This window comes from Rothia mucilaginosa, from assembly GCF_901875305.1.
Classification (GTDB): Bacteria; Actinomycetota; Actinomycetes; order Actinomycetales; family Micrococcaceae; genus Rothia.
The window spans coordinates 172,715-187,156 of the sequence record NZ_CABFLY010000004.1 but is presented as its reverse complement, the minus strand read 5'-3'; the positions used below and the strand labels follow the sequence as shown (position 1 = coordinate 187,156).

At 58.4% G+C, this 14,442-nt stretch carries 12 protein-coding genes and 2 riboswitches; of the genes, 4 read left to right on the top strand and 8 right to left on the bottom strand.

Annotated elements, in window-relative coordinates; all coding sequences use genetic code 11:
• Positions 1-47 precede the first annotated feature (47 nt).
• The 6 genes from JX292_RS06230 to JX292_RS06205 form a co-directional block, all read right to left on the bottom strand.
• The gene (locus JX292_RS06230; RefSeq protein ID WP_204862648.1) at positions 48-1,451 is read right to left on the bottom strand and encodes an FAD-dependent oxidoreductase; all 1,404 of its coding nucleotides are present in this window, start codon (positions 1,449-1,451) and stop codon (positions 48-50) included.
• Between the two features lie 324 nt (positions 1,452-1,775).
• Complete coding sequence (locus tag JX292_RS06225; RefSeq protein WP_204862646.1) at positions 1,776-2,381, bottom strand: YagU family protein; 606 nt, start codon at positions 2,379-2,381, stop codon at positions 1,776-1,778.
• A gap of 347 nt (positions 2,382-2,728) precedes the next feature.
• On the bottom strand, positions 2,729-3,103 hold the full coding sequence (locus JX292_RS06220) for a DUF2218 domain-containing protein (RefSeq protein WP_204862644.1): 375 nt from the start codon (positions 3,101-3,103) through the stop codon (positions 2,729-2,731).
• Positions 3,104-3,267: 164 nt separating this feature from the next.
• Complete coding sequence (locus JX292_RS06215; RefSeq protein WP_239653671.1) at positions 3,268-3,717, bottom strand: hypothetical protein; 450 nt, start codon at positions 3,715-3,717, stop codon at positions 3,268-3,270.
• Entirely contained in the window at positions 3,714-4,463 is a 750-nt protein-coding gene (locus tag JX292_RS06210; protein ID WP_204862641.1) for an ABC transporter ATP-binding protein, read from the bottom strand. The genes JX292_RS06215 and JX292_RS06210 overlap by 4 nt, the downstream gene beginning before the upstream one ends.
• A gap of 6 nt (positions 4,464-4,469) precedes the next feature.
• The gene (locus tag JX292_RS06205; RefSeq protein ID WP_204862639.1) at positions 4,470-6,440 is read right to left on the bottom strand and encodes a hypothetical protein; all 1,971 of its coding nucleotides are present in this window, start codon (positions 6,438-6,440) and stop codon (positions 4,470-4,472) included.
• Positions 6,441-6,787: 347 nt separating this feature from the next.
• On the opposite strand from JX292_RS06205, the gene JX292_RS06200 reads away from it, so the two are divergent.
• The 3 genes from JX292_RS06200 to JX292_RS06190 all read left to right on the top strand — a co-directional run bounded on the left by JX292_RS06200 (position 6,788) and on the right by JX292_RS06190 (position 10,838).
• Positions 6,788-8,254 carry an NCS2 family permease gene (locus JX292_RS06200; RefSeq protein WP_204862637.1) on the top strand — a complete coding sequence of 489 codons (1,467 nt, stop codon included), beginning with the start codon at positions 6,788-6,790 and terminating at the stop codon, positions 8,252-8,254.
• Positions 8,255-8,562: 308 nt separating this feature from the next.
• Positions 8,563-10,011 carry an NCS2 family permease gene (locus tag JX292_RS06195; protein ID WP_204862635.1) on the top strand — a complete coding sequence of 483 codons (1,449 nt, stop codon included), beginning with the start codon at positions 8,563-8,565 and terminating at the stop codon, positions 10,009-10,011.
• A 143-nt stretch (positions 10,012-10,154) separates the two neighbouring features.
• Positions 10,155-10,838 carry a hypothetical protein gene (locus tag JX292_RS06190; protein ID WP_204862633.1) on the top strand — a complete coding sequence of 228 codons (684 nt, stop codon included), beginning with the start codon at positions 10,155-10,157 and terminating at the stop codon, positions 10,836-10,838.
• A 216-nt stretch (positions 10,839-11,054) separates the two neighbouring features.
• On the opposite strand, the gene JX292_RS06185 is transcribed toward JX292_RS06190, so the two are convergent.
• Both JX292_RS06185 and JX292_RS06180 read right to left on the bottom strand, forming a co-directional pair.
• Positions 11,055-11,483 carry a YchJ family protein gene (locus JX292_RS06185; RefSeq protein ID WP_204862631.1) on the bottom strand — a complete coding sequence of 143 codons (429 nt, stop codon included), beginning with the start codon at positions 11,481-11,483 and terminating at the stop codon, positions 11,055-11,057.
• Between the two features lie 169 nt (positions 11,484-11,652).
• Entirely contained in the window at positions 11,653-13,080 is a 1,428-nt protein-coding gene (locus JX292_RS06180) for an LLM class flavin-dependent oxidoreductase (RefSeq protein WP_204862629.1), read from the bottom strand.
• Positions 13,081-13,193: 113 nt separating this feature from the next.
• Positions 13,194-13,302, bottom strand: a riboswitch (SAM riboswitch).
• 175 nt (positions 13,303-13,477) lie between these two features.
• Positions 13,478-13,574, top strand: a riboswitch (SAM riboswitch).
• Positions 13,575-13,579: 5 nt separating this feature from the next.
• Between JX292_RS06180 and JX292_RS06175 the strand changes: the two genes are divergently transcribed.
• Positions 13,580-14,389 (top strand): ABC transporter ATP-binding protein, encoded by an 810-nt coding sequence (locus JX292_RS06175; protein ID WP_204862627.1) that lies wholly within the window; start codon positions 13,580-13,582, stop codon positions 14,387-14,389.
• The last annotated feature ends 53 nt before the right edge of the window (positions 14,390-14,442 follow it).

The following is a 14,442-nucleotide window of genomic DNA, read 5'->3' as shown; positions in this document are numbered from 1 at the left end:
ACACGGTACGGGGTCGATTTCTACGTTCTACCCACTACGCGGCAGGATTACTCGCCACGGGAGATGTTAATCATCTCGTCGCGGTCCACAACCTTCACGCGGGCGCGAGGCTCACCGGCAGCGTCCTTGGATGCTGCGCCCAGTGCCTTCTCGTGGTCGTCTAGGCGGTGCCAGCCTTCCCAGGTGGTGTACTTGATGCCCTTAGAGTCCAGGTAGGCGCTGAAGGTCTCGGCGTCCGGCTCGGGGGCAGTGTAGAGGTTCTCGTGGTCCTCAAGCAGGTGGGTGATGGTTTCGAGCGCATCGGACTTGGTGGAGCCAATCAGACCCACGGGGCCGCGCTTAATCCAACCGGTTGCGTACAGGCCGGGAACGACCTCACCGTTCTCGTCCACGACGCGACCCTCAACGTTGGTGACCACGCCGCGCTTGCTGTCGTAGCCGACCTCGGGCAGCTCGGAACCGAAGTAACCGATGGCGCGGTAGACGGCCTGTACGGGGTAGTCCACGTACTCGCCGGTACCGATGATGCCGCCGTTGCCGTCGAGCTTGTTGCGTTCCATGCGCAGGCCCACGACCTTGCCGTCTTCGCCGAGGATCTCGTGCGGGGACTGCAGGAAGTGCAGGTGCAGGCGGCGGGATGCGGTCTGCTCGTTGTTCTTCTGGTCTTCCAGCCAGCCGCGCAGGGTCTTCATCATAACCTTGGTCTGGGCGTTCTTCTCCATTGCTTCCTCGGAAGCGGCGTCGAACTGGAAGTCCTCTTCGTATAGGACGATGTCCACGTCACGGGAGTGTGCGAGTTCGCGCAGCTCGAGCGGGGTGAACTTCATCTGTGCGGGGCCGCGGCGACCGAAGACGTGCACGTCGGTCACGGGGGAAGCCTTCAGGCCCTGATAGACGTTATCGGGGATTTCGGTGACGAGCAGGTCGTCAGCGTGCTTGGAGAGGATGCGGGAGACGTCCAGGGCGACGTTGCCGTTACCGAGCACCGCTACCTGCTCAGCCTTCAGCGGCCAGGTGCGGGGGTAGTCGGGGTGACCGTCGTACCAGGAGACGAAGTCGGCAGCGCCGTAGGAGCCGTCCAGGTCGATGCCCTCAATGTTCAGCGCTGCGTCGTGAATGGCTCCGGTCGCGAAGATAATGGCGTCGTAGTGCTCGCGCAGGTCGGCGAGGGTTAGGTCCTTACCGTACTCGACGTTGCCGAAGAAACGGATGTCGCCGCGGTCCAGGACCTTGTGCAGGGCGGTGATGATGCCCTTAATGCGCGGGTGGTCCGGTGCCACACCGTAACGAATCAGGCCGAAGGGGGCGGGGTAGCGGTCGAAGATGTCGATGGCGACCTCGACGGCGCCGGTGCGGACTTCTTCGGACTTGGTGAGGATGTCGGCGGTGTAAATACCGGCGGGACCTGCACCAATCACGGCGACGCGCAGGGGGCGTGCTGCTTCAGACACGAATATCTTCCTTTCAAAGTTCACCGGCAAACGCCCGGTACGGCGTGAAGGCGCGGTGAGCTTAGTGTTCACTTCGTGCCTATTTTACCGGGCAGGAGCGCCCCTATACGGGGAAAAGGGGACAAGCTCAGCAAATAGGATAATTTTCTATCACCTAATACGGCCTCAGTGGAGGGCTGCGGGGCGAGCTACGGTCGATCCGCTCCGCACAAAAAACCGCCCCGCCCTCCGAGGTGCAGGAGGGCGGGGCGGTGTATGGAACACGCATCCGCGTGGATTTTTGCTACCTCAACCGTATGCGGGCGAGGAGTTTAGGGGCGAAGCCTAGCGAGCCTCGACGGGGTACTCGGCGTCCGGCTCGCCGGTGATGCGGTTACGCAAATCGCGGCGGACCAGTTCGATGGACCAGAGCCAGATGATGTGGCCGAAGAATTCTGAGAAGTGCTCGCCGAAGGGCTGGTTCCAGGGGGCGGGCACGATACCCATAGCGGGCATGATGATGACGTGGAAGAGGATGTCCAGGACGATACCAAATACGACACCCTGCCAGAGCTTAATCTTGGGCCAGTACTCGGCGACCACGCAGTAGAGGACCGCGAAGAAAATCGCGAAGGAGAAGTGGATGATAAAGCTCATGTAGGGCAGGTCGTTTCCCAGGTAGGAGTAGGTTGCGTGGGAGGTTTCCGGGGACATGCCGAAAATCTGCTCCAGCAACGCCTGCGGCGGGTTGGTGGAGTTACGCTCGGGGGTGCGCGGCGGGAAGGGCACTTCCCAACCGAACTTGATAATGCCCGAGAAGATACCGGCGATAATGCCGACGAGGACCGCAACGCCGACGCGGCGGCGTGCAGGGTCGGTGCTGGTTTTGAAGGTGACCTTGACCTTCTGCCCCGCCTTCTTGGCGGTGGTGGTTACTGCGTTCTCAGACATGTCGCTCCTGAGGTGTGAAGTGGTGTGCTTAGTGTCTCAACCCTACCGCAATCCCAACATTATTCCCAGGGGTTTCACACATAAACCCACTTAAAGCCAAAAATACCTTTATTTTTATATCGTGCTGACCAGTATGTTTACATTTCTAAATCTGCGGAAAATTTTTACTGACGGAATTCACACAAAGTGTCACATCACTTCATGTAATACTTGAAAGCTTCTCAGTAGCACCCCTTCAGAGCCGCTCGGGCACACGAAAGCCCCCGGCACGGCGAGAAAAACTCACCGCATCGGGGGCTCATAAAGCTTTCACATGCGACCCGAAGCGAAGACTAGGGGGTCAGTTACTAGGCGGCGGGTACCGCCTCAAAGGTTACGGCCAGTTCGTCACGCTCACCGAAGCGGACCAGGTGACGGTCCAGCACATCCGCCAGGCGGGCAGCCTGTTCGTCGTTTTCGGCGCGTACCTCCATGACGAGTGCGCCGTCGATTTCGCGCAGGTCACCGTAGCCGCGGAAAATGCCGTCGCGGTTGAAGGTGAGGCGGATGCCATCGGGCAGTTCTGCGGTGCCGAGCTTGCGGCCCATGTGCGAGCCGAGCTGCTTGATGTAGCGTGCGGGGCGGTCGGTTGCTACGATGGCGCGCTGGCGTACCGGCAGGGATTCTGCGGCGGGGTAGCTTTCGGCGGGAATGGCGGTGTTTTCCTGCGGGGTTTCAGTCACGGCGGACTCCTTCTTGTTCATGCCGAAAAAGGCTCACCACACAGAACCTGGCATCCGGCGACACAATATTTCACTCCGAATATAGCAGGAACTTAGGGTTCACTAACCTAATATGTCATCGTTGTTCGCGCAGGGGCGATAAACAACCACCGTTCTTTACACGCCTACCTCTTGAGCTTAATCTCAGCAGCAGCACCCAAATGTGCCGAAGTCACCGCATCGTCCAAATATTTAAAATCCGACCGGTCAGTATACGTAATCGTCAAAACAGCCTTCTGCCCATCGCACAGAAGAGTCTGGGAGAATTCAACATTCTTTGCAGCCGAACGAATAGCATTAAGCTCTTCAGTCCGTGCAAGAGCTTGCTGCACGTCCTCCGGTGAAGAAGCTGTTGCACAAGCTGGTGTAGTGGTCGAATACTCATTCAGCCATGGCTCAAAAGCTCCACCCCAGTACAGGCCCAGAAGAGCGCCAACAAACACCACGCAAGATACTAGAACGCCCACCACTTTTCGCGGCAGGTGCAACAATCCGTTTTTTCGAGGGGTGTCGCCTCCTGAATTTTCCGGTACACGATCATACTCATCACGAGCTAGAGGGCTCCTTGTCGTCATGATTTATTCTCCTTCCGTTGAGAATTTACGTTTACATCCACTAATCCCGAATCGGGAATTCTGGTAGGGCTTTCAAGACGGCATAGCCTATCGCAGGCGGTCATCATATCTGCATCATGAGTCGCCACGATAACTGTGGCTCCTCGCCGAGCAGCAGAGCTCAATAGCTCAACAACCAATGCCCGGTTCTCAGCATCGAGACTTGCCGTCGGCTCATCCGCAAAAATGTAGCGCACACCCTTGTGGATTGCCCGAGCAATGCCCACTCTCTGCTTCTCACCACCACTCAGCAGGGCAGCCGAAGTACGTTCCTTCCCTTCAAGACCAATGATGCTCAGAAGCTCACGGCTCTCATCCGTAATTCGAGCACGACCAAAGGTCCTACGATCAAGCAGAATATTCTCGATAACGCTCCATTCCTCAATAATTCCGTAATCCTGAAAAACGAAGGAAGCTTCATCAGCCCAGAACGCAAGACGCTCCTTCTCGCGAGCATGTTCCATATGCCGGCCCCCAATAACAACCTCACCCTCATGAGGCGGCATCAGCAGACCCAACACATTCAAAAGCGTCGTTTTACCGCATCCGCTCGGACCCACAATGCCAGTTACTTCCCCCGCATATGCCTCAAAGTGAGGACTCTGGAGAATGGGCTGCCCCTGCGCATACACCACAATGTCGCGGGAGGCGATAGTTACCTCAGGATGTTCCACATTGCCAGAGGGATAAACAGTATTCCTCATCATTCACTCCTATACGTGACGACGGTGAACCGTCGCGGTGAAGATACGGTTAAAACTCAGTCTCAGCACCAGCGCCAGAATAGTGCCGTACAACAGCGGTGCCGCCAACGCTGAAAAAGCGTACTCTGCTCCCTGCACCAGAAGAAGTACCAACCCAGCAGCAGAGCAAAGGCACACAATGCAGGCTTCCTTCAGAAGGTACCCACTAAAAATTGTTCTAAGAGGCAGACCAGCAGTGCGCAAAACAAAATCATTACGAGCACGAGCCGCAAGGGTAATGTACGTATTAATTGCTGTACCAATAACGAGTGCCGCACAGAGAATTGCTAGACCCACAAGATACGCAACATACTGGTTACGTTCCAGCTGCGCGATGTAAAGGTGTTCCTCTCCCGCGCGGTCCACAGAAAGTAGGGTCTGCCCAATTTCCTCAGCGTTGTAGGCAGCCCGTACAGACGCAGGCTGAGAGACCATGATGTTACCGGTAGTCAAGGCCGCAGAAATAAAGGAAGGTTGTAGATTCTGAGTCGCCGATTCGGTTACCACAAGAACAGGCTTTTTATAGTTCAGGAGCCGTGAATCCTGAGAGCTCAAAGCAGGCACCGTTACCCCCGACGAGCTGGTTTTATCCTCCACAGTGAGCAGAGTAAATCCGCGATCCTCGCGGTCCTTCTGGTGGAAAGAATACTCTGCACGCAAAGACTGAGATCCAGGGAAGCTGCTATCCTCAACCTTCTTGAACGACAAGCCAAGACGCTGCTGAAGAAGGTCCACATAGGCGCGGTTCACCATAAGAGCGCCATCGTATCCGCTACCCTCCAAACCCTTAACGTTTTCTAACGCATAGGACAGGAGGACACCGTTCCGTGATTCAAGAGAACCTAAAGCACGCACTGTGGCCTGGTCGTAGGAGGCGAGCGCTTGTTCATCCCGTATCGTCGCTTCAGGCACGTTCACACGTAAGGTGTACTGGTCAGAAAGAAGAGACCAGCCAGCCGCCGAATCGCTCCTACCCAAACTCACTTGAGCGCTTGAGACCAGACCCGGAATAGTGCACGCCACTAAAACCACCACAGCATACTTAGCGATTGCACTCGGAACTGTAAAACGTTGATACGCCGGTTCCCTACGTCCCACAGCATTAATGCTCGGCCAAGTCATGAGGTTGATAAGCAGTAGAGCAACCAGCATGAGAACGGTAAACACGGCAAAGATCAGTGCCGTAACCCCCATCAGTTGAGGAAGATGCGCCACGCCGTACACGAACCCCTCTACACACCCCATGCACAATGCTGTTACCGCTGCAGGAGGTAGCGCCAGGAGCAGGAGATCTTGTGCATCCCTTAGCTGCAGACGCTGCGGGGAGTATCCGTTCAGAAGCAGAATATTCTGAGTTCGCGAACGGACCGACAACCACCCCATGATTGCGGTACAGAAGAGCACAGCGAGGCAGATAAGGCTCGTCAGAGAGCCCGAAGAAGTAACAGCCCCGTAGACAACACGCACCGGGTTAACGGAGGTAACTTTAACATCCATGCCTTGTTCACGGGCAAGGTTTTCAAAAGCACGCACAAATTCTTGGCTACCCGCTAGCGCGTATTGGCCGTCAAGCGAAGAATCCCCGAGTGCTCGTGACGGATATTTTTTCCCGTGCTTATCCGGGTCGAACCAATCGATAGTTTCACCGTCAGAGCTCAGTGAATTCGCCCCAAACACGTAGACGGATTTTCCGTGCCAGAAATCTTCGGGGTCGGCGACCACCTTGAGTAGCTGGGCGCCATCGGCGGCGTAGCGATCCACCAGAGCATCAAAGTTCTGAATCAGCTCAGACTTAGACTGTTGCGAAGCACGCAGAGAAAGCTGTGCCTGCGCATTGGTACCCAGAGGAGTCTGCGTCTCCAGGACAGAGATGAGGGCGCTACCCAGCAGAAAGGTCAGAACTGTGCACAATATTGCGCACACTCTCAGAGCATTTTTCATCGTTGAATCCCCGTCTGTAGCGGGCGGGTATAAAACTTCACCGCCCCAGGCCTGGTGCTAGAAGACTACCACCTTCATAGCCTAAATGGTATAGATTTTCGAATTATTTAGATTCATGACATATATTTTTTTACTAGTCAGCGGATTTTAGAGTTTTTACCGTGCCTTACCAGGCTTCCTGAACGAAAGCTGAGAGTTTGCTGAACTAGCGTAGAAAATACCTTTAACCGTAAAATATCGTGGTAACAACAGCGTCACATCCCACTTTGCGGGACGTGACGCTTTTCTTATGCGGGCTCGGAACCCCGAGTCACGCCCCGACTACGAGTATCTACGGATTTTCACGAATGTCTTCTGAGAACACCGCGGCTCCCCAGACCCCCAAGGCAGAAGCCAAGGGCGCACTGGACCGTTACTTCAAAATCACTGAGCGAGGCTCCACCATCGCCGCCGAATTCCGCGGCGGCCTCGCCACCTTCTTCGCGATGAGCTACATCGTCGTGCTGAACCCCCTCATCATCGGCCTCGGCAAGGACGCATCCGGCAACACGCTCGGCGTGCCGCAGGTCGCCGCAATGACCGCACTGGTCGCAGGCGTCATGACCATCCTCATGGGCGTCGTCGCCAAGCAGCCCTTCGCCATGGCCGCAGGCCTCGGCGTGAACGCGCTGCTGGCAACCACCATCGCCTCCACCCCCAACCTGACCTGGCCCGCCATCATGGGTCTGGTCGTCTGGGCGGGTGTGCTGATGACCATCCTCGTGCTGACCGGCTTCCGCACCGCAGTGTTCAACGCGGTCCCCGAATCGCTCAAGGTCGCAATCGTCGTCGGTATCGGCTTCTTCATCGCCTTCATCGGCCTCGTTAACGCGGGTATCATCCGCCGTATGCCCGACGCAGCCGGCACCACCGTGCCTGTCTCCTTCGGCGTGAGCGGCCACCTACTCGGCTGGCCCACCCTGGTCTTCCTCTTCGGCCTGTTCCTCACCATTGCGCTGTTCATCCGCAATGTGAAGGGTGCAATCCTCTACGGCGTGCTCGCCTCCACCGCCCTCTCCATCATCCTGGAGCAGGTCGTGCCCTCCGGCAGCTCGGTTAAGTCCCCCACCGGCTGGTCTCTGAACGTCCCCGTCTGGGACTCCAACACCAGCAAGCTGCCCAACTTCTCCCTGTTCGGCTCCGCTGACCTGTTCGGTGCCTTCGGCACCCTCGGCGGCATGGCTGCAGTTCTGCTGATCTTCACCATCCTCATCTCCGCGTTCTTCGACGCAATGGGCACCTCCGTCGGTCTTGCGACCGAGGCAGGCACCATCAAGGACGGCCAGATCGAGAACGTCGACAAGGTCCTGCTCGTGGACGCCCTCGGCTCCGTAGCCGGCGGTGGCACCTCCTCCTCCTCGAGCCAGATCTTCGTGGAGTCCGCAACCGGTATCGGCGCGGGCGCACGCACCGGCTTCGCAAACATCGTCACCGGTGTGCTGTTCCTGATCGCTATCTTCCTGTCCCCGCTGGTCACCATCGTCCCCTTCGAGGCTGTTGCACCCGCAATGGTGTTCGTTGGCTTCCTGATGATCCGACAGGCAGTGAACATCGACTGGAACGACTGGGGTCTGGGTATCCCCGCGTTCATGACCATCATCTTCATGCCCCTGTCCTACTCCATCGCGGACGGTATCGGCGCAGGCTTCCTGTCCTACGTCTTCATCCGCCTGGTGCAGGGTCGCGGCAAGGAAGTTCACTGGCTCATGTACGTGGTTTCCGCAGTGTTCCTCATCTTCTTCGCTAACGGCCTGATTACCGGCTGGATGCACTAAATACATCGGGTGCCTCACCCTCCCACGTGGAGGCGGGCACCAGCAGGGCGGGGTACCGGCACCTTCGGGTGTCGGCGCCCCGCCCTGAGCTATTCTCTTCCCCGTTGCCGACCTAGCTGCCGGAGCGGGGAAACACCACATCACCGACTGAACCGTCGCACACAACGCGTTTCAACGGCACAAGCTAGGAGGCGGCGCCTACAATGGTTGAACCATTGTGGCGCCCGGTTATGAGCCTAGTCCGCGGGCTTCACCCGCGAAACCGGCGGCGCAACAGTACACACCGAACAACATCAACGGATCCTCACATGTCTGAACCCCAGAAGGCGGCAGCGCCCACCAGCGCACTCGACCGCTACTTCAAGATTTCCGAACGCGGCTCCTCCATCGCCGCAGAATTCCGCGGCGGCCTCGCCGCATTCTTCGCCATGAGCTACATCGTGGTGCTGAACCCCCTCGTCATCGGTACCGGTGCTGACGCCTCCGAACGCACCCTCGGTATCGCACCCGTCGCGGCTGTGACCGCGCTGGTTGCCGGCGTGATGACCATCCTCATGGGTGTTATCGCCAAGCAGCCCTTCGCCATGGCGGCTGGCCTGGGCGTGAACGCGCTGCTCGCCTCCACCATTGCCACCACCCCGAACCTGACCTGGGCAGACATCATGGGCCTGGTCGTTCTTGCCGGTCTGATCATGACCGTTCTGGTGCTCACCGGCTTCCGTACCGCGGTGTTTGAGGCGGTTCCCGAGTCGCTCAAGACCGCGATCGTGGTGGGTATCGGTTTCTTCATTTCCTTTATCGGTCTGGTCGACTCCGGCATTATCCGCCGCATGCCTGACGCAGCTGGCACCACCGTTCCGGTGAGCCTCGGCGCAGGTGGTCACCTGCTCGGCTGGCCCACTCTCGTCTTCCTCTTCGGTCTGTTCTTCACCATCGCCCTGTTTATCCGCAACGTGAAGGGCGCAATCCTGTGGGGCGTGCTCGCCTCCACCGCGCTGTCCCTGATTCTGGAGGCGGTTGTCCCCTCCGGTTCTGTACAGAAGGCTGCAACCGGCTGGTCCCTGAACGTGCCCTCCCTGGCTGACCTGAAGTTCACCACCCCGGACTTCTCCCTCATCGGTTCCACTGACTTGTTCGGCGCGTTCTCCCACATCGGTCCGCTGGCTGCGTCGCTGCTGGTGTTCACCATTCTGCTGTCCGTGTTCTTCGACGCGATGGGCGTTTCGGTTGGTCTTGCCGCCGAGGCCGGCACCATGAAGGACGGCAAGGTTGAGGACATTGACAAGGTCCTGCTCGTGGACGCTTTCGGTTCCGTTGTTGGTGGTGGCGCGTCCGGTTCGGCGAACCAGATCTTCGTGGAGTCCGCTACCGGTATTGGTGCGGGTGCACGCACCGGCTTTGCGAACATTGTGACCGGTGTGCTGTTCCTGCTGGCGATTTTCATTTCGCCGCTGGTCACCATCGTTCCTTTCGAGGCGGTTGCTCCGGCGCTGGTCGTGGTCGGCTTCCTGATGATCCGCCAGGCCGTGAACATCGACTGGACTGACTGGGGTCTGGGTATTCCGGCGTTCCTGACCATTATTTTCATGCCGCTGTCGTACTCGATTGCGAACGGTATTGGTGCCGGCTTCGTGGCGTACACTTTCATTCGCCTGGTGCAGGGCCGCGGTAAGGACGTTCACTGGCTGATGTACCTGGTCTCCGCGGTGTTCGTAATCTACTTCGGTATGGGCATCATTAACGGCTGGACTAGCTAAGTCCAACAGTCTACATATTTGCTGAGGGCAGGTTCCTGAGGCGGCTGAGAATGTAAGTTTTCAAGCTGCCGAAGGGCCTGCCTTTTGTGTACCTGGTTCGCCCGTGCAGGTTCCTTATCGCGACTGGGCGCGGGCGCAAATTCATGGCAGAATCATTCCGTTTCCGGTATGATTCTGCCATGATGTCCGTTCAAGAGTATGCTCAAGAAGCTCAGGTTTCAGAGCGAAGCGTGCGCGCCCGCCTAGAACGTGGAATGCTCCAAGGGCGTAAATTGGGAAGCCGCTGGGTTGTCGACGCTCTTCCCGCTGCGCACCGCAGTAATGCTGGCCGCCCTATTTCCTTCGAGGCATTCAATGCTTTGGCGCGTTACTGCGATGGCCAGTCATCTGTTTTATCTGCTGAGGAACGCCGCAGGGCAAAAGAACGCGCCTCAGCAATTCAGGTGCAAGGACCTGCGTCTGTTGAGCGATACCGAGCCCGCCGCGGTCTGAAAGTGCATCATCTGCAGGCTCCTCCCGCTGAGATTCCTGCAATTTTGGAAGACTCTGCATTGTCGCTTACCGGCATTAGTAGCGATATTTCTCAGGTGTACGGCTCAATGGTTGATGCATATGTTTCAAGCCAGGATTTAGAGAACATCATTTTTCTGTACAACCTGCTTCCGGCGTCTGTAGATTCGGCGAACATTATCTTGCGTGAATGCGATGAGCCGCCCCATATTCTGCCCTTGCATGTGGCGGTAGATCTTCTAGATTTGGGGGATCCGCGAAGCTCCGCTGAGGCAGAGCGCATTCTTCAAGATTCTGTTTTCAAGAAAGCGTCTTAGTCATGACCGCATCCCCTATTTTGATTCCTGCTATTGGGGCTGAGCGTGCCTCATGGCTAGGTCTGGCTGATATTTCAGATTGACTTTGAAAAGCTTCTAAAAGACAGAAGCTAACCAAAACAAAGAATGGCAGAATCGTTCCGGTTTCGGAATGATTCTGCCATTTCTTTTATGCCTGCCCTCTGCACGTACGAGAGGCAGGGAAAGTGACGAGATTTAGCGGACGTCGCCGTCCACGTAGAACCAGGCGCCGTCCACCTTCTCAAAGCGCGACAGCTCATGCATGCTGCCCTTCACCCGCTCCTCCGCAGGGGTGTCCGGCACCGACCGGTAGTAGGCGATAAACTCCACCGTGCCGGAGGCGTCAAACGGGCCGCCCGAAGCACCCAGAATATCCAGGCGGTACCAGCGGATATCATCCTCCAACTCCAAGGCGGGCGGGCGAGTACTCGGATGCCAGCTCGCCAACAGGTACGCCGCATCGCCAATCGCAAAGGCGGTAAAACGCGAGCGCATCAGCTGCTCCGGCGCGGGAGCAGTCAGCGTTCCGGAGGCAGCAAACTCGCCCAGGAACCTGCCGCAGCAGGCGCCGTACACCTCGCCGCTCGAGCAGGGGCAGCGGTCGTCATGATTCAGTTCAGTCATGCCAACCAGTATAGGGAACGCGCCGCACCAAGAAAGCACAGCGGCAAGAAGGCACAGCGCAGAGAAACGCCCGCTCAGCCGGGGATACAAATCCTCCAGCAGAACGGGCGTTCTTGTTTTCAATCGTTAAGTTTGAGCGAACCTACACGGCACGCTTCAGCGGCAACGCTTATTCAGCAATTGCGCGAGCCGGGGTGTCAGCCGCCGAAGGCTTGCCCACGTATGCGCCGCGGTACTTAGCAGCCGGGTGGGAGTCAGCAACCTTGGTGTGACCCTTACCGAAGATGTTCTCACGCAGGGTGTTGCCCTCGTACTCGGTGCGGTAGCGGCCGCGCTTCTGCAGCTCGGGCACAACGTACTCAATGAAGTCCTCGAAGGAACCCGGGGAGACGTGGTACGCAAGGTTGATGCCGTCCAGGCCACCCTCATCGATCCAACGCTCCAGCTCGTCAGCAACCTGAACCGGGTCACCAACAATGACATCGCCCATGCCACCGATGGTGGTGTGCTCGGCGATAGCCTTACGGGTCCACTTCTTGTCCTTCGCCTGCAGGGTGAAGGGGGTCAGGAAGGACTGAATCGACTCGGTCTGCACGTAGTTCAGGACCTCGTCCTCGTCGAACTGGGACAGGTCAACACCGGACCAGCCGCCGATAATGGCCTGTGCAGATTCGAGGTTGATGTACTTCTTGTAATCCTCGTACTTTGCCTTTGCCTTCTCTTCGGTCTCATCCACGATGACCGAGAGCATTGCGAGGATCTTCACGTCGTCGCGGCTACGGCCCTGCTCCTCAGCAGAGGCACGAATACGGTCAGTCACGACGCGGGTCAGGTCCGGGCGCAGGGCGCTAATGAACACAGCCTCAGCGTGCTTGCCGGAGAACTTCTGGCCGCGGCTGGATGCGCCAGCCTGGAAAATCACGGGGGTGCGCTGCGGGCTCGGCTCGGTCAGGGAGATGCCGGGCACGGAGAAGTACTTGCCCTTGTGGCCAATCGGGTGGACCTTCGAGGGGTCAGCGTAGATGCCGCGCTCGCGGTCCTTGATGACTGCGCCGTCTTCCCAGGAGCCTTCCCACAGCTTGTAGCAGACGTCCAGGAACTCGTCAGCGATGTCGTAGCGCTCGTCGTGCGGGATCTGGGTGGGCAGGCCCTGGTTCTCAGCAGCCGACGGCAGGTAAGAAGTCACAACGTTGAAGCCGACACGGCCCTCAGTGAGGTGGTCGAGGGAGGCGTAGCGGCGAGCCAGGGTGTAGGGCTGCTCGAAAGTAGCGGCAGCAGTCACACCAAAGCCGAGGTGCTCGGTCACAGCAGCCATTGCAGAAATCTGGGTTGCGGGGTCATTCACGGGAACCTGAGCGGCACCCTCGATGGCGGGAGCGGCAGAGTTCTTGTACACGTCGTAGATGCCGACCACGTCAGCGATGAACACGGCGTCAAACAGGCCGCGCTCAAGGGTCTTAGCCAAGTCAGTCCAGTACTTGATGGTGTTGTACTCGGTTGCGCGGGAGCGCGGGTGACGCCAGAGGTCGAAGCTCTGGTGACCGATGCAGGTCATCTCGAATGCGTTAACTACGATGCGCTTCTTCTGCTCAGCCATCGATTTTCCTTTCGCGAATGATCGGGGACGATCCGGTTTGTACCCTGCACCCCGCGCGCCGCCTCCTGATGCCTTCTGCGTTCGGTGGTGGCCTTCGTGCAGGTGGCGCGTTCGCGCCGTACTTGCCTCGTAACGTTGAGGCCAGATCATCATCTGGGGCACCCCGCTACGGGAGAGGGTTGCCGCCCAGCCAGCCAGAGCTTAGCGCCGGGACTCATGATCTCGTGGTTTGAGTGTACGGTGCACGCGGGAGGGAGAGCACGTTTGTGACGAAAAAATATTTTTGTGACGTAGAGCCGAAATATTTCGTGACAAATGCGACATAAAGAGTCACAGAAATTCATACGCGGCCATAGGGTTGATTGCGGCGTGGCACAGCCCATAGGGTGAGTAAAGCAAACCATCCAGAGCGACCGAGAGACCTGGCTCCACGACGTCGCAGCAACCGATAGCGGCATCCCCACCGCCGGTGCTAACGCCAGGAACGATGGAAGTGACTATGACACTCAACAGTGCAACATCTGCCGGCGTATCCAGCGCCGCAGTGCCCCTCATCTTCGATACTGTAGGCCAGTCCTTCGCGGTATCCGGCGGAACCCACGAAGTTCTGCGCGAGGTCACCTTCACCGCCGAACCCGGCGAAATCATCTCGGTGATTGGTTCCTCGGGATGCGGCAAGTCCACCCTCCTGCGCGCCGCGGCCGGCCTGAACCGCATCACCGCCGGCACCGTGCGCATCGGTGAGAAGGCCGTGACCGGACTCGACCCCCGCGTGGCCATTGGTTTTCAGGAACCGCGCCTGCTCCCCTGGCGCACCGTCGCCGACAACGTGGCGCTCGGCCTGCCGCAGGGCACTAAGAAGGCCGAGGGCGAGGCGACCGTGACCCGCCTGCTGAGCCTCGTCGGTCTGAGCGAGTATGCCGATCACCGCCCCAAGGAAATTTCGGGCGGCATGGCGCAGCGCGTCTCCCTGGCTCGAGCACTCGCCCGCACCCCCGGCGTGCTGCTGCTCGACGAGCCCTTCGGTGCTCTCGACGCGCTGACCCGCATCAACATGCAGGACCTACTGCTGGACGTACACCGCCAGGACCCGACCACGATTCTGCTGGTCACCCACGACGTGGAGGAGGCGCTCTACCTCTCCGACCGGGTCATCGTGCTCGGTAAGGACACCCCGGAGGCCCCCGCGACTATCCAGCGCATCGTGACCGTTGACCGTGCTCACCCCCGCGACCGCGCTGATGCAGAAATCACCGCGTTGCGCAGCGAGTTGCTTGCCGAGCTCGGCGTGGAGGAAATTGCGGTCTAAACCGCCCCAAGCCCTCTCGGTATTAGCGCCGTCTAGGGTATATAGCCAATTAG